The organism is Arenibacter amylolyticus (genome assembly GCF_002150785.1).
Taxonomy (GTDB): domain Bacteria; phylum Bacteroidota; class Bacteroidia; order Flavobacteriales; family Flavobacteriaceae; genus Arenibacter; species Arenibacter amylolyticus.
Genome location: NZ_MTAZ01000026.1, coordinates 1 through 22338, shown reverse-complemented (window position 1 = coordinate 22338; position 22338 = coordinate 1). Strand labels below are relative to the sequence as shown.

The 22338-nt window shown below is 40.8% G+C and carries 22 protein-coding genes; 8 read left to right on the top strand and 14 right to left on the bottom strand.

Features of this window, described 5'->3' with window-relative positions; translation table 11 throughout:
* Positions 1 to 21 precede the first annotated feature (21 nt).
* The 9 genes from BV214_RS11070 to BV214_RS11030 form a co-directional block, all read right to left on the bottom strand.
* Positions 22 to 804 carry an ABC transporter permease gene (locus tag BV214_RS11070; RefSeq protein WP_086477573.1) on the bottom strand — a complete coding sequence of 261 codons (783 nt, stop codon included), beginning with the start codon at positions 802 to 804 and terminating at the stop codon, positions 22 to 24.
* A gap of 5 nt (positions 805 to 809) precedes the next feature.
* The gene (locus tag BV214_RS11065) at positions 810 to 1508 is read right to left on the bottom strand and encodes an ABC transporter ATP-binding protein (RefSeq protein WP_086477572.1); all 699 of its coding nucleotides are present in this window, start codon (positions 1506 to 1508) and stop codon (positions 810 to 812) included.
* Positions 1505 to 2743, bottom strand: coding sequence for a nitrous oxide reductase family maturation protein NosD (locus BV214_RS11060; protein ID WP_086477571.1), 1239 nt, complete (start codon positions 2741 to 2743; stop codon positions 1505 to 1507). Before BV214_RS11060 ends, BV214_RS11065 begins: the two co-directional genes overlap by 4 nt.
* On the bottom strand, positions 2743 to 3039 hold the full coding sequence (locus tag BV214_RS11055; protein WP_086477570.1) for a cupin domain-containing protein: 297 nt from the start codon (positions 3037 to 3039) through the stop codon (positions 2743 to 2745). Before BV214_RS11055 ends, BV214_RS11060 begins: the two co-directional genes overlap by 1 nt.
* A gap of 59 nt (positions 3040 to 3098) precedes the next feature.
* Positions 3099 to 3560 carry a nitrous oxide reductase accessory protein NosL gene (locus BV214_RS11050; protein WP_086477569.1) on the bottom strand — a complete coding sequence of 154 codons (462 nt, stop codon included), beginning with the start codon at positions 3558 to 3560 and terminating at the stop codon, positions 3099 to 3101.
* A 45-nt stretch (positions 3561 to 3605) separates the two neighbouring features.
* Positions 3606 to 4217 carry a hypothetical protein gene (locus tag BV214_RS11045; protein ID WP_086477592.1) on the bottom strand — a complete coding sequence of 204 codons (612 nt, stop codon included), beginning with the start codon at positions 4215 to 4217 and terminating at the stop codon, positions 3606 to 3608.
* A gap of 117 nt (positions 4218 to 4334) precedes the next feature.
* The gene (gene nosZ, locus BV214_RS11040; RefSeq protein WP_086477568.1) at positions 4335 to 6293 is read right to left on the bottom strand and encodes a Sec-dependent nitrous-oxide reductase; all 1959 of its coding nucleotides are present in this window, start codon (positions 6291 to 6293) and stop codon (positions 4335 to 4337) included.
* A 33-nt stretch (positions 6294 to 6326) separates the two neighbouring features.
* Positions 6327 to 6908, bottom strand: coding sequence for a fasciclin domain-containing protein (locus BV214_RS11035; protein WP_086477567.1), 582 nt, complete (start codon positions 6906 to 6908; stop codon positions 6327 to 6329).
* Positions 6909 to 7042: 134 nt separating this feature from the next.
* Positions 7043 to 7546 carry a c-type cytochrome gene (locus tag BV214_RS11030; protein WP_086477566.1) on the bottom strand — a complete coding sequence of 168 codons (504 nt, stop codon included), beginning with the start codon at positions 7544 to 7546 and terminating at the stop codon, positions 7043 to 7045.
* A 419-nt stretch (positions 7547 to 7965) separates the two neighbouring features.
* Here BV214_RS11030 and BV214_RS11025 point away from each other — a divergent pair, with 419 nt between their 5' ends.
* The 6 genes from BV214_RS11025 to BV214_RS11000 all read left to right on the top strand — a co-directional run bounded on the left by BV214_RS11025 (position 7966) and on the right by BV214_RS11000 (position 15243).
* Positions 7966 to 8445, top strand: a complete 480-nt coding sequence (locus BV214_RS11025; RefSeq protein ID WP_086477565.1) for an acetyl-CoA carboxylase biotin carboxyl carrier protein subunit — start codon at positions 7966 to 7968, stop codon at positions 8443 to 8445.
* 18 nt (positions 8446 to 8463) lie between these two features.
* Entirely contained in the window at positions 8464 to 9942 is a 1479-nt protein-coding gene (gene accC / locus BV214_RS11020; RefSeq protein ID WP_086477564.1) for an acetyl-CoA carboxylase biotin carboxylase subunit, read from the top strand.
* A gap of 38 nt (positions 9943 to 9980) precedes the next feature.
* Positions 9981 to 11522, top strand: coding sequence for an acyl-CoA carboxylase subunit beta (locus tag BV214_RS11015; RefSeq protein WP_086477563.1), 1542 nt, complete (start codon positions 9981 to 9983; stop codon positions 11520 to 11522).
* 278 nt (positions 11523 to 11800) lie between these two features.
* Positions 11801 to 13351: a M81 family metallopeptidase gene (locus tag BV214_RS11010; protein ID WP_086477562.1), complete on the top strand. Its 1551-nt coding sequence runs from the start codon at positions 11801 to 11803 to the stop codon at positions 13349 to 13351.
* A 504-nt stretch (positions 13352 to 13855) separates the two neighbouring features.
* Positions 13856 to 14716, top strand: coding sequence for an acyl-CoA thioesterase (locus tag BV214_RS11005; RefSeq protein WP_086477561.1), 861 nt, complete (start codon positions 13856 to 13858; stop codon positions 14714 to 14716).
* Between the two features lie 146 nt (positions 14717 to 14862).
* Positions 14863 to 15243 (top strand): hypothetical protein, encoded by a 381-nt coding sequence (locus tag BV214_RS11000; RefSeq protein WP_140157752.1) that lies wholly within the window; start codon positions 14863 to 14865, stop codon positions 15241 to 15243.
* A 102-nt stretch (positions 15244 to 15345) separates the two neighbouring features.
* Here BV214_RS11000 and BV214_RS10995 read toward each other — a convergent pair whose 3' ends face one another.
* The 5 genes from BV214_RS10995 to BV214_RS16910 form a co-directional block, all read right to left on the bottom strand.
* Positions 15346 to 16245 carry a DUF5777 family beta-barrel protein gene (locus BV214_RS10995; RefSeq protein WP_176328504.1) on the bottom strand — a complete coding sequence of 300 codons (900 nt, stop codon included), beginning with the start codon at positions 16243 to 16245 and terminating at the stop codon, positions 15346 to 15348.
* Positions 16246 to 16249: 4 nt separating this feature from the next.
* Positions 16250 to 16792, bottom strand: a complete 543-nt coding sequence (locus BV214_RS10990; RefSeq protein ID WP_086477559.1) for a YceI family protein — start codon at positions 16790 to 16792, stop codon at positions 16250 to 16252.
* Positions 16793 to 16796: 4 nt separating this feature from the next.
* Entirely contained in the window at positions 16797 to 17219 is a 423-nt protein-coding gene (locus BV214_RS10985) for an OB-fold protein (protein ID WP_176328503.1), read from the bottom strand.
* A gap of 11 nt (positions 17220 to 17230) precedes the next feature.
* Entirely contained in the window at positions 17231 to 17584 is a 354-nt protein-coding gene (locus BV214_RS10980; RefSeq protein WP_140157751.1) for a c-type cytochrome, read from the bottom strand.
* A gap of 171 nt (positions 17585 to 17755) precedes the next feature.
* On the bottom strand, positions 17756 to 19345 hold the full coding sequence (locus BV214_RS16910; RefSeq protein WP_086477556.1) for a hypothetical protein: 1590 nt from the start codon (positions 19343 to 19345) through the stop codon (positions 17756 to 17758).
* A 130-nt stretch (positions 19346 to 19475) separates the two neighbouring features.
* Here BV214_RS16910 and BV214_RS10970 point away from each other — a divergent pair, with 130 nt between their 5' ends.
* Together BV214_RS10970 and dinB are read left to right on the top strand one after the other, a co-directional pair.
* Positions 19476 to 20600: a LytR/AlgR family response regulator transcription factor gene (locus BV214_RS10970; RefSeq protein WP_086477555.1), complete on the top strand. Its 1125-nt coding sequence runs from the start codon at positions 19476 to 19478 to the stop codon at positions 20598 to 20600.
* Positions 20601 to 20825: 225 nt separating this feature from the next.
* Positions 20826 to 22040: a DNA polymerase IV gene (gene dinB / locus BV214_RS10965; RefSeq protein WP_086477554.1), complete on the top strand. Its 1215-nt coding sequence runs from the start codon at positions 20826 to 20828 to the stop codon at positions 22038 to 22040.
* The last annotated feature ends 298 nt before the right edge of the window (positions 22041 to 22338 follow it).

Here is a 22338-nt window from a genome sequence, read left to right as displayed (position 1 = left end):
ATAAAAGCACAATAACGACACTTAAAAATCTTTTCTCTTGGATTTATATCCCAAGCGCCAAACCGGAATCAAGGTCCATAAGCTTAGCATAATCAGCGATATTACCACCCCCAGATTAGTACCGAAAAATTGCTTAAAGATGGCTCCTGTATATCCCAAAAGGGCAGAAATGTCCAATTTTAAGAGAATAAGCGTCCTGGATAGGTCTATGGGGTTAAACATCGTTGCCATCAAGGAAAAGTTATCCAAGGGATATTGTTCAAAAACAATCAAGGACATTAGGAAAAGTCCATCGTAGATCACTGCCAAAAACAACCATGACAATACCGCGTACCCAAATCCTTTTATCTTATTCTCGTTAGACAGGGCAATATTAAAGGCCAAGCCCGAAAAGATCATGGTTAAAAATGCGCCTGTAATAAGCAATAGGGAGAAATCCCAAATGGCATTACTTTCAAAAAGCCCATATAGTGCAAAGGGGATCCCCAATCCCAAAACCAAGCTCATGGTAAGGGAACCGGCTACACCAAGATATTGTCCAAAAAATATGGAGGATCGTTTAATGGGTTGGGCCAATAACAACTCCGTAAACTCCTTGGAATTATAAAAGTACATCACCCCAAAAATTGTCCCAATTAAGGGTACCAGCACAATTATAACGTTCATTAAGGTTATTACGGCCTTGGATAGCTCGTTGTTAAGAAACAACAAAACAAAACCTAATAGGAGGTAAAAAAGGAAATATACGTAGCTCCAACGGCTTCGCATTAAATCGTAAAAACTATATTTTAATATTTTTATCATGTTGGCTAGTAGGTTGATATGGCCGCAATGGCATGTTCAAAATTAGTCTGTTTGGTTTTCACCTTTAAGTCGTTTATACTCCCTTTAAAGTAAATCTTCCCTTCTAAAAGATAGACCACCTCATCGGATACTTCCTCTACAAATTGCATGATATGGGAAGTTATTAGGAAGGTTTTCCCTTTTGCCTTTTCCTCAAAGATCAGTTCTTTTAATCTTATGAGGGCCAGAGGATCCAAGCCATTGGTAGGTTCGTCCAGGATAATCAAGGGACAATTAAACATAAAGGCCAGTACAATATTTACCTTTTGTTTGGTACCCCCCGATAAATTGCTCAGCTTCTTATCTAAGAATGGCTCCAATCCAAATCGGGCTATAAGCTGTGCTTCGTCACTGGGCATTTGCCGTATGTCCTTAATCATCTCAATCAATTCCAAAACCTTTAGGTTGCCCGGGAAATTGGCAATTTGGGGCAAGTAATTTATCTGTTGACGATATTTCCATTGATTTTTTACGGGGGAGTCCATCACGGAAATAATCCCCTTATCCGGAATTACCATCCCGAGCACCGTTTTAATCAAGGTTGTTTTTCCAGACCCATTGGGTCCTAGAACCGCAAAAATGCTGCCTGCGTGAATATTAAGGTCCAATCCCGTCAGGACCGGATTTTTCCCAAATTTCTTATGTAGGTTTTCTACCTGTATCATTTATTTCTTTTCATTAATGGTTTTGCATCTACTAAATTATCCGGAGTAAATACCGGGGATACTTTTTCGGAAAAATCTATGATATCCATAAACAGGCTCCTTAAGAGAATTATAGTCTCTGGAGTCCGATTTACGATATAGGAAAATAATTTCACTGGCCTATAGGGCACATCCCCAAAACCATCCCTATCTAAGTCGTACCCCGTATAATCGCTCCAATAGTTTTTCTCAAAAACATTATCGTGTAGATTTCCGTTATAGGCCAGGTCAAAGGAATTGTAAAGGAAATTATTATTGGTAATGGTATTGGCATAACAGGCTCCGCGTACTTTTATGGCCCAACCGTTACTAATAAAATCATTATTCCTATAGACTATTCGGTTAGAGCCCTCTATACTAATCCCTACGGTATTCTCCTCAAAAGTATTTCCAGATATTTCGGCATCGTTTATTTCCTTTAACAGCAAACCAAAAGAGGCAGTACCCCAATTTTTTTTAAAGGTATTGCCGTGCATATCTATCCTTTTAGAAAACATTACCGCTACCCCTGCCCCATTGTTCTCAAAGGTGTTCCCTTTATATACATCGTCATTGGAAAACATAAAATGTAGTCCGTACCTAAGATTATTACCGCTATAATTATGTTCTATGGTTATAAAGTCTGAAAACTCCAAATAGATGCCATCCCTTACATTCTGAATGGAATTATTGGCAACCACAATATTTTGGGAATACCATAACTGTATTCCATTTCCTGAGTTGTACTCATCTTTAGCATCCCCTTGAATGGTGTTATTGAGTACCATCCCATTTTTAGATTTTTCCAAATAAATGCCAAAAAACAATTTTTCCAATTTCACATTTTGGATTAAAAAATCCTCACTCCCAATAACTCGTATGGCTGCATAGTCTGAGGTGTAGCTAGTGCCCACATTCTTGATAACGAACCCGTCAATAGTAACGTTATTGGCCATTATCTGAATTATCTCCCCTTGCTCCCCTCCATCAATTATGGGATTGCCTTCTCCCATTAGGGTCAACGGTTTGTTTATTTTGAGATTAAATTCGTTATAGGTTCCATTTTTGACTAAAACGGTATCAAAATCGGACGCCTGTGATATTCCCTCCTGAATGGTCTTTATAGGACACGTTTTACATACCGTTATGGTAGAAGCCCAGGTTTTGACGCCTATCAGAAGCATAATAATAACAAAGAACAACTGCTTTTTCCCCATTATCGTACAATCAAGAATTTAGCGTTTTCCTCTGCGGAAACCCAATGTACTATCTCTTTCGGGAAGCTGAAAAGTTGATGTTTTCCCAATACATAGTTTTTGTCCTCGATATGAAAGTTGATTTTTCCTTCCAAGACAATTAATTGTGCCTCCGTAGGGGAGGTGTGCTTGGGAAAAATAGCTCCTTTTTCTAAACTTACCCCTAATATTTCAACCGAAGGCGTTTTCACCAGCTTTTGCACTTGCAATTGCTGATGCTTTTGATCTCTTATTATATTGTTAATCTTGTATGTCATATATGCTGTTATAACTGTTTGAAGTACTACTGCCTTCTACGCGAAGGTGTACCTATTGATTATTGCTCCATATTACTAGCAGAATTGCTATAATCTCCAAACACAAATTTAAGCTGCTCCCAATTAAGCTTATCTCCCTTATGCGTTATCCAAGCCTCTTCCTGTCCTTCCTGTGTTCCAAAGGCGGTTAAGTATGCTCCCATGGGACTCGGTATCCCTTCACTAATTAAATAATAGGCCTGGGTGGCATTGATTAATGCACCTGGGTTGGAATAATCATTTACTAGGAAAAGAGCGATATCCTTACTTTTAATATCCATTAGATAATTTAGCATACACTCTGTAGCATCAAACTTATATGCCTTCCCTTTATCCGTTACTATTTGTGCCGCATGCTGCCTATCTACAATGGTCATCCTACAAAAATGGCAGCCATCCGTACCATAGACTATTGGTTGTGGCTTAATACTACAGGAAGTAATCAATAGCAGTAAGAATAGGGAAAATAAATACTGGTTCATGTTTTTTATTTTTATAGGAGATCGCCTTATCAGAGTCATATCGGTTTACTTTTTATTACTTTTTTTATACCCTAAGTATCCTGCCACCAAAGTGAGCAGCATTCCTAGAAACATTAGATAGCCTCCTGCACTGGGCAATGAGGTAACATCGAAATTCAACATTTTTTCATTCCCTAATAAGGGTGGTTTATAAGTCATGGGCGTCCCATCTGGATGGGTAAGTTTCATTATGGCTCGAGGATCGAGGTCGGTACCATAATCGGTCATCCAAGCATTAAAATCGTACATACCTAAAAGTCCTAAAACAGCCATCAGTACAAACCAACCAAAAAACCATCGGTAGCTTACTTTTTCCATAAACCCCAGCAAGCCTATCATTACCCCAAAGAATACCATTGCCCCTACTACTATTGGAAAAACACTAAACTCCCACATTTCTTCTGGCTTAGGGATGGTCTTCATCCCTATGTAGTGATTTAAGCCATCTATGTTTTGGATGTCAAATTCCTCCACTCCTTTAATTCCATTGATATATATGTTCATTCCCATCGGCTCTGGATATTGGGGTGCTCCAAGCATAATATTCCACAAGGGAAAAGCATAGAGTCCCAACAATAACAGTGGCCCGATGATCATAAATACACTTGCTTTTTTCATATCATTTTGCATTAATAATGGCTAGTCTTTTTTTGGGTGGTGTACGTTCTAGATTTTCTAAAAAAAGCGGGCAGTCCGTAAACATCGCCCGCTTTTTATCTATCCTATTATTTGGGGTTAATCTCCAAGGGACCAACTAAGTTCCAAATCAGAATCTGCGGGGGAAACCCTTACATATCCTTGCATTTCTTGGTGAAGTGCAGAACAGAAATCTGTACAGTAGAAGGGCCATACCCCTACTTTTTTAGGCTCCCATAATAAGGTCTTTGTTTGCCCTGGTGCAATTAACAACTCTGCATTGGTAGCACCTATCATAGCAAAGCCGTGAGGTACGTCAAAATCCTGTTCCTGGTTGGTGATATGGAAATACACCTCATCCCCTACTTTAATCCCCTCAATATTATCTGGTGTAAAGTGGCTTCGGATGGTAGACATATACACATGTACCACTTTTCCGTCCCGTACCAATTTAGTATCATTGGCAGTTAAGGCTGCATAAGGATGCTTGTTTTCAGAAAGTTTATAGATTTTTCTGCTATTAGCAATCAATTTCTCTGCAGGGATACCAGCTGCATAATGCGGTTCCCCATGGGTTGGGAAATCATACAACAACTCCATCTTATCTCCAGAAATATCGTACAATTGTGCAGAGTGCTCCATTTCTGGTCCAACGGGTAGGTACCTATCCTTGGTAATCTTGTTCATGGAAACATAATATTTTCCAAAAGGCTTTTGTGAGTTTCCACCAGGAATCATCCCATGGCCTACAGAGTAATAAGAAGGCTGTCTGTCTAATACTTCCCAGGTGCCCAACTTCCATTTCACTACCTCAGAGGATATAAAGAAGGTGGTATAGGCATTTCCTTTTCCATCAAATTCGGTATGCAAGGGACCTAGTCCGGCTTGGGTAACTACACCTCCTAGTACTTCCTCAAATTTTAGAATAGGGATTCCGTAAGCCTCTCCATCAAATTTTTCGTTCTCTATAGCATCTATCATATTGGTGAAGGAATGCACCGTTAAATCTGCAGACAATTTCCCATTCCCAATTATATACTCTCCAGAGGGATCTACATCACAACCGTGAGGGGATTTTGGGGTTGGTAAGAAATAAACCGCACCAGGCACTTTGGTAGGATCTACGGTTAATACCTCTTTCTTCATGGTAGAAGTAGCCGTATGGGTATGTTCATCATAAACGTTATGGGCATACTCAGCAGGCATCATGGTACCGCCACCATTGTTTACATATTCTTCAATTTTCTTCCAGTTTACAGCCGCAATGAAATCCTTGTCGTTCTGAGAGGAATTCACCTCCATTAACGTATTGGCTTCCTCGGTATTATAGGTGGTAAAGAAGAACCATCCGTGCGACTTATTTCTACCGGGATGCGAGAGGTCATAATTGAACCCAGGCATCATCAATTGAAATTTAATATCCATTAGGCCCGTTTCGGGGGCTACACTAATAAAGGATATAGCTCCTTTAAAGTTTCCTTTATAATCCTTTATAGGCATATCTCGCTGTGGTACAGGAACCGAAAATCTTGTACCCGCTACCACATATTCTGTGTTTTCCGTAATAAAGGAAGAACTGTGGTTCCCTGCACTGTTAGGCACTTCTATAATTTCTACCGTTTCAAAAGTGGTAAGGTCAATTCTAGCAATCCTCGGGGTATTGTTACCGTTGATAAATATCCATCGCCCATCTAATTCCCCATTGGTTTGGGAAATATCCGGGTGGTGGGAATCATCCCATGGCACAAATCCAAAAGAAGTGTTCAGCATGGGCTTAGTTTCTTCCGAATAGCCATAGCCGTTGGTGGGAAACTGTGAAAAAACTGGAATTTCCTTGAACATTCTTCCAGAAGGCAGTCCGTAAACTGTTAGGTTACCGGTATATCCGCCAGAAAAGAAGGCATAGAAATCGTCGTACTCCCCAGGTGGAACGTAGACCCTATCTGCGACACTGGATCCCAAAGCCCCTTTGGCTCCGCTTTTCCCTTGGTTATTACAGCCGGTCATTAGTGCAAACACTCCCAGCAGTCCAAAAAATAGATATTTATATTTTCTCATAATGGTTTAATATTTAATTATTCTTGTTTAGTATTAATCTTTAGTAGGTAATAGTACCTTATCCACTACATGTACAATTCCGTTACCTGCAGGGATACTGGCTATTATTTTGGCACCGCCAACAAACACATCGTCCCCTTTTACTTCCACAGCAACGTCTTGGTTGTTTGCCTGACCAAGTTTTTTAAACTTTTTCAAAAAATCCTTGCTGTAATTGCCTGGGGTAACGTGGTATTTTAAAATATTGGCCAAGGTCTCCTTGTTTTCCGGTTTTAACAGATCTTCTACCGTGCCTTCTGGCAAGGCATCAAAGGCATCATTGGTAGGGGCAAAAACCATGAGGGGTCCGGCATTTACCAACACATTTTCCAATTCTGCTGCCTGCACGGCCGCCACCAAAGTGGTATGGTCCGATGAGCCTATAGCAATATTTAGCACGTTGGGCGTAGACCCATCATCCTCTATAAAAGCCTGGCCCTGTTTTGCCTTTATTCCCGTTTCCGTAGTATTGGAAGATTCCGTAGTGGAGGCCTTATCCCCATTTTTACAAGCGGATACAAGACCCAGCATTAAAAATGTTATAGCCCATAATTTAAAGTTGACAATTGGTTTCATATATAGATGTTTATTGTTTTATGATGGTTATACCTCGGCTCTCCTACCGTTGGTAGGTTAACTTGCTATGCGGCTGTCAAGTACACATATCTCTATTCGTGATGGCAACCAGTTTTTAGTTATGATTAGTTTACTTATAAGGTTCTAAAATACTCTACCACCGCCCTGGCTTGTTCTTCGGTTAGCCCTTGGTTAGCCATGGGTGATCCGTTAAACTCCATGAAAAGCGCTTTGGCTAAGGGGTCTTCTTTTACCATGCCTTCCGGGTTTAAGATCATATTCATAACCCATTCTGGAGTACGTCTTTCCATGATACCATCTGGGGCCGGACCTATAAACTTTTTACCGACCCTATGGCAGGCCAAGCACATTTGATCGTAAACCTCCTTGCCCATTTGGGCCATCCCCTGATCTATTTCTGCCCCCAGGGTAACAGAAGTTATGGGACCTACCCCTTTATTGGTAAGGTCTACGGTTTCGGAAGCCTTCACCTTGGAAGCCTCCGGTGTTACTGGTTTTTCTGTTTTGGCCTTAGTCCTATCTACACTAAACCCGTCCTTTTTTTTCTCTTCTTTACCACCACAGCTCAAGGTTATGGCTGCGAGAAGAACTACTGCAATCTTAAAAGTTAATTTCATCTCATTTCTATTTTTAATGGTTAGCAATACTGCTGTTGCGATAAGTTGACTTCTAAATCTAAATGTCTATTGGGGTACTTATCCGTTTGTTTTAACTTTATTTTAGGACAAAATTAAGATGCCTTCTCAGCATATAACATGATAAAAATCATATATCGGACTTTAAAGTCCGATTTAGTTGTTTTTATAGGTTTGGGTTAGATAGCAACTACACCATTTAATAATATCTAACTGATTTACAATTAAATACCCAAAATCAACTGACCCATTAATTGTTTCACTTTATCGTTTCTAGCCTATTAAAGCTGGAAGTAAGAAACAGCTAGATCAGTATTTATTAATTCTTTTATATATCTTTAGTAATGGGAAGGGTAAAAATCTGTTCCCAGAAAATATTCCACCATAGAAAATAGTATTATATGGCCAACTACTTAATTACCGTTGAGGGGGAAACTTTTGAACTAACAAAAGAAGCGTTAAACTCCTTGGATATAATTTCTACGGACGACTCCCACTACCATATCCTCTCCGATCTAAAATCATATAAGGTTAAAGTGGTAGAAACAGATTTCCAGAACAAAAGGATTTCATTGGAAGTGAATGGTAACCCTTATCATTTATCCATAGCAGACCCCTTAGATCAGATGGTAGATAAAATGGGGATGTTCGCTACCAAATCGAAACAAATAAATGAGGTAACGGCTCCCATGCCAGGGCTAATCATAGACATTATGGCCTCTATAGGGCAGGAAGTATCGAAAGGCACGCCCCTATTGGTTTTATCTGCCATGAAAATGGAAAATATTATCACTTCCCCTGGACAGGGAGTTATTAAACAGCTAGTGGTGCAGATTGACGATGCGGTGGAAAAGGGACAACTATTAATTGAATTGGAATAAGTTTAGACCGATACAACTATGAATAAAATTTTAGTAGCCAACAGAGGAGAAATTGCCCTAAGAATAATGCGTACTGTCCAGAAAATGGGAATAAAAACCGTGGCAGTATTTTCGGAAGCAGATAGGGAATCGCCCCATGTTCAGTTTGCCGATGAAGCGGTGTATCTTGGACCTTCCCCCTCTTCGGAGTCGTACTTAAACATGGAAAAGCTGTTAAAAGCTGCCCAAGACTCCCAAGCAGATGCTGTGCACCCAGGGTATGGATTCTTAAGTGAGAATGCCGATTTTGTACAACTGCTGAACGATAACGGTCTGATATTTATAGGACCAAAACCGCATGCCATAAGGGTGATGGGCGATAAGTTAGCTGCTAAGGAAACAGTAAAAGAGTACTCTATTCCCATGGTACCGGGCATAGACAAGGCTATTACCGATATTGCTTTGGCCAAATCCATTGCCAATGACATTGGATACCCTATTTTAATAAAAGCAGCTGCCGGAGGGGGTGGCAAAGGAATGAGGGTGGTACAGCAAGAATCCGACTTAAAAGAGCAAATGCAACGGGCCATCAGCGAAGCCAAAGCCGCTTTTGGTAACGGAGCGGTTTTCTTGGAAAAATACATCGACTCCCCAAGGCATATAGAAATTCAAGTACTAGCCGATAATCACGGAAATGTAATACACCTTTTTGAACGGGAATGCAGTATACAGAGAAGGCATCAAAAAGTAGTAGAGGAAGCCCCCTCTGCTGTCCTCAGCCCAGAAAAAAGGGAGGCCATGGGCAACGCTGCTGTAAAAGTGGCCAAGGCCTGTGACTATGCGGGTGCCGGAACGGTTGAATTTCTGTTAGACGCAGAGCACAACTTTTATTTTCTGGAAATGAACACCCGCCTACAGGTAGAACATCCGGTAACAGAAATGATTACAGGGGTAGATTTGGTGGAGCAACAAATCAAAATTGCCAGAAACGAAGTATTAGAACTCACCCAAGACGCCCTAAGTATTACTGGGCATGCATTAGAACTAAGGGTGTATGCCGAAGACCCCATGGACGATTTTCTGCCCAGTATAGGCACTCTGAAGACCTACAAACGCCCTTATGGGCCTGGAATACGACTAGATGATGGATTTAAGGAAGGAATGACCATCCCCATTTATTATGACCCCATGTTATCTAAATTGATCACTTATGGTAAAAATCGGCAAGAGGCCATACAACTAATGCTCCATGCCATTGCCAATTATAAAATTAAAGGCTTAGCAACTACCCTTCCCTTTGGAAAATTTGTCTTTGAGCACCCCGCATTCACCTCCGGAAATTTTGATACCCATTTCGTAAAAAAACACTTCACCAAGGAAGTATTGCAAGAGCAGTATGCGTTAGAACGAAAAATAGCCGCTGCGGTCGGACTTAAACTTTATCTGGAGCAGCAGGAGGTACTCAAAATTCCCAAAAGGGAGCCCTCTAACTGGTCCCAAAAAAGAAACAACCTTTAATTTATAAGATTCACACAGCGTATAAAGCCCAAAATTTAATGAAGGAGAAAATTAGAAAAGTGGAAGAGAAACTCGCCCTCGCCAAAATGGGGGGCGGCAAAAAACGAATCGATACCCAACATGCCAAAGGCAAACTAACGGCCCGAGAGCGAATCCAATTATTAATGGACGAAGGCTCCTTTGAGGAAATGGGCACTTTGGTAACCCATAGGACCAAAGATTTTGGGATGGAGAAGCAAAAGTTTTATGGCGATGGGGTGGTTACCGGATTTGGTACCATTAACGGAAGGGAAGTCTGTGTCTTTGCCCAGGACTTTACGGTTTTTGGGGGTTCCCTTTCTGAAACCCACGCCGAGAAAATTTGCAAAATAATGGACTTGGCCATGAAAATAGGCGTTCCCCTTATAGGTTTAAACGATAGCGGCGGGGCAAGAATACAAGAGGGAGTACGTTCCTTAGGCGGTTATGCAGATATTTTCCATAGGAACGTACAGGCTTCCGGAGTAATTCCACAAATATCCGCCATAATGGGCCCCTGTGCCGGGGGGGCGGTCTATTCCCCAGCGATGACCGATTTTACCCTTATGGTAGAAAATACCAGTTATATGTTTGTCACTGGCCCCAATGTGGTAAAAACCGTTACTAATGAAGAGGTAACCTCCGAAGAATTGGGAGGCGCCCATACCCATGCCACCAAATCTGGAGTCACACATTTTACTGCGGGAAACGACTTGGAATGTATCGCCCAGATTAAAAAACTGTTGGACTACCTTCCTCAAAACTGTGAGGACTTTCCTAAAAAACAGCCCTATACCCTAGAAACGGAAACTAGAGAGGGCTTAGAAACCATGCTACCAGAAAACGCCCATCAACCTTACGATATGCGGCATATTATCCAAGAGATTATAGATACGGATACTTTTTTTGAGGTTCATAAAATATATGCCGAAAATATAGTGGTAGGATTTGCCCGTTTGGCCGGTAGAAGCATCGGAATAGTAGCCAACCAACCAATGAGCTTGGCTGGTGTACTGGATGTAGATAGTTCCAAAAAAGCAGCCCGATTTACACGATTTTGCGACTGTTTTAATATTCCACTACTTGTATTGGTAGATGTCCCTGGGTTTTTACCGGGTACCGATCAGGAGTGGAACGGCATTATTACCAATGGGGCCAAATTGCTGTATGCCCTTAGCGAGGCAACCGTCCCCAAAATTACGGTGATTACCAGAAAAGCCTATGGAGGAGCTTATGATGTGATGAACTCCAAACATATTGGGGCCGACTTAAACTATGCGTGGCCCAGTGCAGAAATAGCGGTAATGGGAGCCAAGGGGGCCAGTGAAATTATTTTCAGAAAAGAAATAAAAGCTGCCCAGAACCCTGAACAAAAATTAAAGGAAAAAGAACAAGAATATGCCGAAATGTTTGCCAACCCCTTTAGCGCAGCAGAAAGAGGGTTTATAGATGAAGTTATCATGCCAAAAGATACCCGAAGAAAACTGATTAAGGGTTTTGCGGTTTTAGAGAATAAGGTGGTAACGCGGCCCAAAAGAAAACATGGCAATATACCTTTGTAAAGGATGTTCTTGAGATAAAGAAATAGTGATATCCCTATAAAATTAACATTTTAACCCCCGCCCTAACAGAACGGGCAGGCCCGCCTGAATGGAACAGGAGCATTAAACCCTCACCTAATGAGTAAATTTTCCCTTTCCAAAATTTTGGTTTTCACTTGTTAAAGTAGTAACTAGAGGCCTGCAAATAGTAAACAGATACGTTTAGGAGTCGATCTCCGTTCCAAGATTCCGAAAATCATTACATCAAAAAATAATTTTAATCCTAAGTAACCAAAACAATGAATAAACACTACTATTATCTCTTATTAATTTTATTATTTGTCGCCTGTAAAAATGAAAAGGAAAAGCAACTACCTAGAATTGCTATAGCCGGTATTGCTATTGAGTCGAGCACCTTTTCACCTGCTCAATCTCATATAGAGGCCTTTCACCCAGTAACTGGCGATACTATCTTTAATTCGTATCCATTTTTTGCCAAAGGCGAGGAAAATCGGGAAAGGGCAGAATGGTTCCCTACCTTAAGGGGCCGTTCCCTTCCAGGAGGTATTACTACCCGGGAAGCGTATGAAGAAATGGTAACAAAAACCTTAGAAATGCTCGAAGAAAACCTCCCTTATGACGGTTTGTTTTTTGATATACACGGCGCTATGAGCGTAGTGGGAGTCGATGATCCCGAAGGAGATTTTATTAAGCGCATCAGAGAGGTAGTAGGAACCGAAACGGTGATATCCACTTCCATGGATTTACATGGAAATGTTTCTGAACGATTAGCCCACCATTCGGACCTCATCACTTGTTATAGGTTAGCTCCCCATGAAGATGCCTTAGAATCTAAAAAACGAGCTGTAGATAATTTACTGGACCGCTTGGAGAGTGGAAAAGGAAAACCTAAATACAAAGCTTGGATTCCGGTACCCATCCTACTACCAGGCGAAAAAACAAGTACGCGGATAGAACCAGGAAAGAGTTTATACGCCAAAGTAGATCCCTTAACCAAAAAAGAGGGAGTTGTGGATGCCGCTATCTGGGTGGGATACGCTTGGGCAGACGAACCTAGAAATCATGCCGTGGTAATGGTTACGGGCGACGATAAGAATGAGGTGGCCGAAAGTGCCGAATACTTGGCAAAAAGCATGTGGGATGTAAGGAAGGAGTTCGATTTTGTTGCACCGACAACCACTTTGGAGGAAGCCTTGGAAAAAGCCCTACAAAGCGATAAGCGCCCATTTATGATTAGTGATATGGGCGATAATCCCACCGCAGGTGGTGCCGGTGACGTTACTTGGACCTTGGCGGAATTGCTAAAGCGAAACGAATTTAAAAATGAAGACGGTGTTTCATTGATTTATGCCTCTATCCCAGGACCCGATTTTGTTGAGAAAGCGATGGAAATAGGTGTTGGAGGAACCATTAGTGCTACGGCCGGGGCAGCTATAGACGACCGGTATGCACCCCCAGTGCTTTTAAACGGAAAAATTACTGCGATAGAGCACGGCGACAAACATGCCGAAACCGAAGTGGTAGTAAAAGTAGGCAGCATGCACGTAATAGTAACCAAAAAACGCAAGCCCTATCACTATGAAAAAGACTTTACCAATCTAGGTTTAAATCCAAGGGATACCGATATTGTGGTGGTAAAGATTGGATATTTAGTTCCCGAACTCTACAATATGCGTGGCGATTGGATTATGGCATTAACCCCTGGAGGTGTTGATCAAGATTTGGAGCGTCTTGGCCATAAACGTATAAAGCGGCCCATGTTCCCGTTGGATAAGGATATGGAAACCCCTGATTTATCGGCACAATTTATTCCGCTATCCCATGAATAATGAGGTGTCCTCACAAAGTACGATGTGCCCAAGACGAGTAGCACCTCTATAGGTACATGTTGTGATCACTAGTACAATTGTCCACTTGTGCCAGTATAAATAAAAAGGACAAATAGATGTAATAACCAGCCTTCCAATTATGGAAGGCCGGTTTTGTTTGGTGGCGCCTTTGGGCTGCTGCTCATGTATTAAAAGAAAGTCGATTCCAGCTAAAAAAAGCCCTCCTGAACAACCTTATCCATTTCTTCTTCTGGAATAACCACCCCTAATTTATGTCAGCTCCAGCACCTTAAACCGCTATACCTACTTCATAGGGATGTCCAATAAAATCAACTATTTTTATTAACTTGGCGTATGATTTTTGCACCAAAAATAATCTTGTTGAAATTGACTAATGGGATGTGATGAACGATTAACAATCATATACAAAATTCGCTATTTATTACCTTTTTAAACCAGTGTTAATTCCAATTTAAACACGTTACCCGTAGTTACCGTTAAATTATGAACAGTATAGAAGACTTAATAGACTTACTTAGCTTAGAGCGTATAGATGACACTACCTATGTCGGACAAAATTATCAGGCACCTTGGGGTAGGGTTTTTGGCGGACAAGTATTAGGGCAATCCCTACATGCTGCCTATCAATCGGTACCAGAGAATAAAATGGCTCATTCCATGCATGCCTATTTTATCTTGGGAGGTGATCTCAGCATTCCCATAACCTATGAGGTAGAAAACCTTAGGGACGGGGGTAGTTTTGCCACCAGACGGGTGGTAGCCAAACAAAATGGGAAAGCTATTTTTAATATGGCAGCTTCCTTTCAAGTAAAGGAGGAGGGTGTAGACCATCAGATTTCCATCCCCAATGTAATAACCCCCAAAAAACTATTGAACAGTTTGGATCAGCTAGAGGAGATGGAGCAAATGGACCCCTATACCTTTAAGTTTATCCAACTTACGCACCCTTCAATTTTCGAGTTTAAGCCAGTAGAAAGACTCAGTGCCCTACTCACTAAAAATGGACCTCCCTACAACCATATGTGGATGCGTACCGCAGCCCCTATAAGCGTTAGCGTACCTATGCAACAGCAGCTGTTGGCCTATATGTCCGACTACAATATTCTTACCACTGCCTCCCTCCCCCACCGGGAGAAACTGAGAGCGGACAAGACTTTTTATGCAAGTATAGACCATGCCATATGGTTCCATCGCGATTTTAATATTTCCGATTGGCTTTTATATACGATGGATAGTCCAAGTGCCAGTAACGCCAGAGGGTTCTCTAGGGGAAGTATTTTTGATAGAAAGGGAAAACTAATCGCCTCTGTCACCCAAGAAGGGTTGATGCGAAAAATGAAGTAATCGGGTAGGACTTACCATCCCGTAATACTTCATCCACATTCAATACTATATCAATTACAGAAACATCTGAAAACCAGTTTATTTGTAGCCGTTTTAGCATGGTTTTATCGCGTTTTTTCAGTATCTTGTATAGAAAAGTTATGAATATGGATAGAAAAACATTTATTCGCAAAACAGCAGGAGCGGTACTAATTGCAATACCCGCCTACTCGCTCATCGGATGTTCCAGTTCAGATGATGGAACAAATCCAGATCCCAACCCCAACCCCAACCCTAGTGGGAATTGTGTGGAAAATGGTACCAGAACCTCCATTGGCACCAATCATGGGCACAGTTTAACCGTCTCCAAAGAGGATGTCAATGCTGGAAGCCAAAAGGTTTACTCCATTCAGGGAAGTTCTGGACATGACCATGCAGTTACCTTAACCGCTGCCAACTTTGCCGCGCTAAAGAACAATAATGCCATTTCGGTAACCTCTACCGCGGGAGATGGACACACACATTCTGTAACGGTATCTTGTGCCTAAGTTGAACGATTAAAAAAAGCCATACGTAACAGGATGGCTTTTTTTTTCATAGCAAAATTTCTCCATTAGCCCAGGAGATGGGCGTATAAACAATTAATCATCCTAATACTTGGATGTAATGGGCTCATTCTTCTTTTTTATTTGAAATGCTCTAGATATATTAAATCCAAAGTGGATATCCCCTTTTAGAAAATCCCCTGCCGTTTCGGCAAGGAACCCCTTTTCGATCATGGAGACGGAATTGGTCAAAATCAATTGAAAAATATGTCCCCCAGTTTCAATATCGACCCCAAAGGCTATCGAATTTCTAAGCTCTTGGGATTTAAACGGATTAATATTGTAATAATACTCTCCGTTTACGGAGACCCGTTTACTAATTTTCACTCGCGCCCCCAGTCCTAGAGATATAATATCGTTGGGGTCTATGGATTCTGGTGCGGTATTAAAATGTATAAACGTAGGGGCAAACTGAACCGATAGGTTTTGATTAAACTTTCGGGCAAAAAGGAGTTGTCCTGTATAGGTTAATCGCTCACTAAAGGATGGCTTTTGACCTGGCAGATAGTCTTTAATGGTTTTTGCCGTGGCAGTACCCAGAACAGTTAAGCCAATAGGAAAGGGATTTTCGCCCGATTTTTGCTGCAGTAACCGATACTTTGCATAGGCGTCATAGGTTTTCTCAAAAGAACTTCTCCCAACAGCTAGGGTAAGTCGGTCATTTAAGGCGTACTCCAATCCAAACCGGATATTGGAATCGTCCAAACCAAAAAACTGATCAATTCCTGAGTTTACCCTCCCAAAGCGATGCGAGATCAAAAACTCTAGTATTCCTTCTTTTCTTGTCTCCACAGAATGACCGTTCAACAATCTAGTCCCGTTAAAGGTACCCGCTACAAGAAAGGTGGTGTCCAACGCTTCCTGTTCCAAAATGGCAGTCAAGTCCTGAGAAAAGGTGTTAAATACGACCGTTACAATTAAAATGATTGATAGAAAGTTCCTCATAATTTTATGGATATGGTTTATGATGCAAATCAAAGCTTACCTTAATGGTTTTGGCGATGTTATTTTCAACAATTGCGGGAATCTTTATGTCAAAATCGGCTACCTCAACAGAGAAATCCCCACTTAAAATAAGCAAATCCCCCTTCTTACGAATAGCTACCTTGGTACTAATTTCTTTTTCCCTTCCATGCAAGGCTAGCGTACCCACAATTTCCGTTTCCAAATTTAGGTCGTCCAAGCCATCTATATTCTTGATGACCCCCGAGAAGGTAGCCTTTGGATATTTATAAGACTCTACATAGCTTTCGTTAAAATGTTCTTGCATCAATGCTTTCTCAAACATAAAGGAGCGCATAAGTAGCTGAACTACAATCTCCCCTGTTTGGGTGTCCACGATACTTAGCACTTGATTGTTATCTGCCTTAATATCCTCCACAATGGCATGGGAGAAAAACGACACATAACCTTCCTTGGTAAGGTATTTACCCTGGGCGGTAAGACCGTTTAACATCCATAGATAAATAATAATAAAATAAAATCCTCTCATATTTTTATTGGACTAACATACATCTTACCATTATAACATCTAATAAATACCCTGTACACACGCCCTTTATCGTTATTGTTTGTCCCTCTTTTAATTGCAAAACCTTTTCACTTTCCTCTGGCAACATATGACAGATTACACTAGAAGCGGAATTGGCAGGTTTTAATGCTAGGACCTTATTTCCCTTTAGGGTAGAGATCTCATGTATTTGTCCCTCTACCACTAGCAGTTGGTCCGAAAACTTTGTGTTGGCTTCCAATTCATCATTCTTAAATTCCCCTATTAGTTCTTGGGCGCTTAAGCGATAGGCTGCTTCCGTTTTTTGGATGTTTATATGAGGTTTGTTATACATATAAAACGATAGCGCGATGGCAATAATGCCTATAAAAATAATGCTCAAGATCCAATATGCTTTTTTACCCAACATCTTCCCTATCTTTAGTTGTTTTCGGCACCTTGGTCTACCCAACATTTAATGGCGTTAATCTCCTCATTGGATAGGCTTCCATCCTTTGGCATACGCCTGCTTTGGGTAACTTCCTTTATCAACCCTGCAATACCGTTTACCTGATTATAGGTTCTTAAATCGGGTGCGAAGGGTTCATTCCCATCCCCACTGTGGCAGGGCATACAGTTATTATCGATTAATGGCCTTATTACATTTGAATAGGACACAACAATATCGCATTCATTGCTTCCCATCTCCTGTGTCTCTACTTCATAATTGTATTCACAAGATACCAAAATGGAAATAGTCATTACCATAACGCCTAGTAAAAGTATATGTTTCATCTGTTTATTTTTTATGATGCCAAGTTTTCAGATGTATTTAGCCTTTAGTCCCCTACTAACAACTGGGATATTTTAAAATGTTTAGTTCGTGATCCTCTAAGCTAAATCAATACAGATAATGTCTCATTTAACGGGAAGCCCCCCTAAATAATTGCCTTAATATTATGGTACCTATGGAGCTACCGGTGTATCCACATTGGCAATAGGCCATACTCCTGGAACAGGAAAACTCACCCCTTTGTTGTCCCCTCGTTCACTATCTTGACCAAAATAATATAGCGGCCAACCTTTATAGGTTACTTGGGTTTTTCCATATACATCTATAGATCCAAAATCTTCAGCAACCAAAATACTAGGTATCATTTCTATATTAATTTGAGCTATAGGCCAAACCCCATCATTGGAAAAATCAGGATTGGTATAACTATTGGTATCCTTGGTGTCGTTTATAAATATATAAAGCGTATTACCCTTACTGTCTGTTATATAGGAAGTGGCCCCATCCCCTTCCGTGTAATCGTCCAGGTAATTTTTCCCGTCATGACCCACCAATTGCGATCGTCCATACATTAGGGAATAATCTGGTTTTGCTATATACCAAACGTTATTAAAGGCATCCCCATTGGTATCCCCGGAAGCAGTATCGCTGGCATAATAGTACAAAGGCCAACCTTTATAGGCCGTTTGTTTGGAACCATCCGATCGATCAATAGTCGTAAAATCGGCCGCATCCAATCCATCATCCAATACTAAATCTTCTATATAAAAAACCGGCCAGACATTTAAACATCCTCCCGTACATTCCGAAGTACCTTTGGTATCCAAGGAAAAGAAATACAGGGATTTTCCATTAGCATCGGTTAAAACACTTCCAAAAGTGGCATTATTGGCTACTTTAATATTGTTTTCCTCGGGTTGCGCCTCTGGAGCCATCGGAGTATTTAAATTGGCAATAGGCCAAATTCCCGGAGCTGGAAAACTAATGCCTTTATTATCCCCACGTTCACTGTCTTGACCAAAATAATAAAGTGGCCAACCTCTATACGTAATTTGGGTTTTACCAAACACATCGATGGATCCAAAATCTGAAGATTCTAAAATACTGGGCAGATTATTCAAGTCAATTTCGGCAACAGGCCACACCCCGTCATTGGAAAAATCCACATTAGTATAATTATTGGTGTCCTTGGTATCATTGATGAAAATATAGAGGGTTCTACCAGAAATATCTGTAATATAAAATGAATTCCCATCGCCCTCGGTATAATCGTCCAAATAATTTTTACCATCGTGGCCCACCAATTGTGACTGCACATACATTAGCGAATAGTCTGGTTTTGCTATATACCAAACATTATTAAAGGCATCGCCATTAGTATCCCCAGCATTACTGTCCCCAGAATAATAGTATAACGGCCATCCTTTATAAGTAGTCTGTTTTGAGCCATCCGTTCTGTCTATGGTCTTAAAATCCGATAATTCTAGTCCGGCATCCACCGTTATTGTTTCTGAATAGAAAACGGGCCAAACATTTAAACATCCATCCAAACATTCGGAATTGTCCTTGGTGTCTCGTGAAAAAAAATATAGGGAAACACCTTTAGAATCCGTCAAAATTTTTCCGAAGCTCCCATTAGTGGCCAACTTCACACTATTTTCCTTGGGCTCTGGTTCCATTGGAACTGGGTCTTCGTCGCTGTTATTGCTACAACTGGCACATAAAAAGCTAGCTATGATAAAATAGAGATAGAATTTTTTCATAATTTGTGGTGTGTTTCAGTTAATTAAGGTCAAATTAACCTGACTAATTTCCAATTTCAAATAAAACCTCGTGAAGGGGAAATTAGATAGTCTGAAACGGAAAAATCAACTTTAAAAGACAACCTCTCCTTTGAAAAAAGACAACCTCTATCTCTTTACATTGCTCGCCATATCCTTGGTGGTGTTCCTAATAGGTTATTTTGCTATGGTTTATATGGAAAAAGAAAGCAATTATCAGGTTTTACAATTTCAGATCGATTCAGGAAAACGGGAGGCTCAGGAAATTGCTACCTTGGTGTCTAACCAATTAAGCCATGGTCTTTCTAGGGAGGTGGTAATTCAAAACCTTCAAAAAAGCATTGAAGGTAGTAATCTAGAAAAGGGATTTATCTCCATGTTAGATTGGTCCGGGACGGGTATCTGTCATCCCGATCCCCAAGAAATAGGTGTAAAAAATAGACTGGAAGCTTCCTATGCAAGACCCTTAGGAAACGCAATCCATACGACTGAATTTTATGAGCTGGTTACTAATTTCTCTCATGGGGGTGAAAAAGATGCTGAAGCAAATAAAACCATAGGCACTGAGATTATTTTCCTGTACCCCGTGAAAAATTCTGATTGGATCATTGCAGCACATGCCAATGTAGCCCGAATCCATGAGCAATTTGAGGAACTCAAATTAAATCTCTTACTGATCTACCTGCTTGCTAGCGCAACCATTTCCTTATTGGCCCTAGTTATGGTCCGATTCTTAGGAAGCTATTATGAAAAGGCCCTAGAAATTAAAAATGAAAAATTGGCCGAAGAGGTATTGAGCCTTACTAAGTTGAATTCGGATTTGTACGATTTAAAGAATCAATTAAATAAAAATGTAGAAAAAGATAGCCAGAATGGTCTGGAAGAAGGCACCAACAAAATTAAGAATCGCCTACTCACCTATTCCAAAGACAAGCTTATATCCATCCGGGTAGATGATATAGCCTTTATCAACACCGAGTTTTCCTTGACCACCATCACTTGTTTGGACGGCCAGAAACATTCCAGCAACTCCAGCTTGGACGAATTAATGAATGGCCTGGATCCCCTATACTTCTTTAGGGCCAATAGACAATATATAATTTCTGTAAAGGGGATTTATGAGATATTTAAATATGGTAATAATCAACTGAAGATTAAATTGAATCCCGCCTCCAGTAAAACCATAATTATTAGCAAAAACAAGGTTTCCGAATTTAAAAAATGGCTTAACTATTGATTTAAATTCCTTGTATTCAGTAAACACAGTAGGACTATGTACTCCCAAAGCTCCTCATAATCGACTGAGATTCATCCTAGATACAGCATCGGTCCTCCCATAAAACTAACCACTCCCGAGCTAAAATAACTCCAACTCCTTAAAACTACCGATAAATTAAACTTGGATAAAATCCATTCTATTGGAAATATTCCATAATTTAGCATACCTATTTTTTGATATGCTATGAACAAAACAATACTCCATTTAGATTTGGATACATTTTATGTGTCTGTAGAACGACTCCAGGACAGTAGGCTCAATAATAGGCCCATATTAGTCGGAGGCACTAGCGATAGAGGTGTTGTAGCTGCTTGTAGTTACGAGACCCGAGGCTTTGGCGTACATTCCGGAATGCCCATGAAAATGGCCAAGGAACTCTGTCCCGAAGCAGTAATTATAAAGGGAAACGCAGGCAATTACAGCAAGCAATCGGATATTGTAACCGAGATTATCAAGGAACAGGTCCCCCTGTTCGAAAAATCGAGCATCGATGAGTTTTATGCCGATCTTACGGGAATGGACCGTTTTTTTGGCGCTTACCAATACTCCTCGGAACTCCGCCATAAAATCATCAAGGAAACGGGACTCCCCATTTCTTTCGGATTGTCCATAAACAAAGTCGTTTCAAAAATAGCGACCGGTGAGGCCAAGCCCAACAATCAATTAAAAATAGATTATGGGAATGAAAAGCCATTTTTAGCACCTTTATCCATTAGAAAGATCCCCATGGTGGGCGATAAGACCTACCAAACGCTACGGAATTTGGGACTGCGCCAAATAAAGACCATCCAAGAGATGCCCATGGATGTGATGCAGCGGGTATTGGGAGCCAATGGAAGGGTAATATGGAAACGGGCCAACGGCATGGACAATACCCCAGTGATCCCCTATTCGGAACGAAAATCCATCTCTACCGAGCGTACTTTTGATAAAGACACCATAGATATAACAAAGCTCCGCGGTATTCTTATTGCCATGACGGAAAACCTGGCCTATCAACTCCGGAGAGGGGAAAAACTGACCGCCTGTATATCGGTAAAGATTCGTTACTCAGATTTTAACACCTATTCCAAGCAATTAAAGATTCCATATACCAGTGCGGACCATATTCTAATCCCTCAGATCCTAGGCCTGTTCAATACGCTCTATAACCGAAGATTATTGGTGCGATTAATTGGTATCCGTTTCAGCCACCTAGTACAGGGAAATTATCAGATCAATCTCTTTGATGATACCGAGGAGGCACTGAATCTCTATGCCGCTTTGGATAAGATAAGGGAGCGTTTTGGCGATAAGAGCGTCATAAGAGCAGCAGGATTGGGCGCCAAGACCATTGGTAGAATGCAGAATCCCTTTAATGGGCAGCCACCCGTGGTATTGGCACATAGGAAGGTTTGAGTAGTGTTCAGTGATCAGTAATCAGTAAAAAGTAAACAGTAGGCAGTAGTTTTACAATTAACAATGATCAATTAGCAGTATCTCCCCCACTGAAGTGCGGGACTACCGTTCAAAATGACTTTTTGCTACAATATTTATTACTACTTCTGTCAAATTGCTAAAATTAAAAGAATTCGGCCTATTTTAATTTTCGTTAAAAATCAAGTGCTTTTCACAGCGGGTGGAGGAATCCGTCCAAAGAGCATTTCACCTAAGTGAAAGCGGCCTGGACGGTGCGGACGTGTAGATTACACTTCCC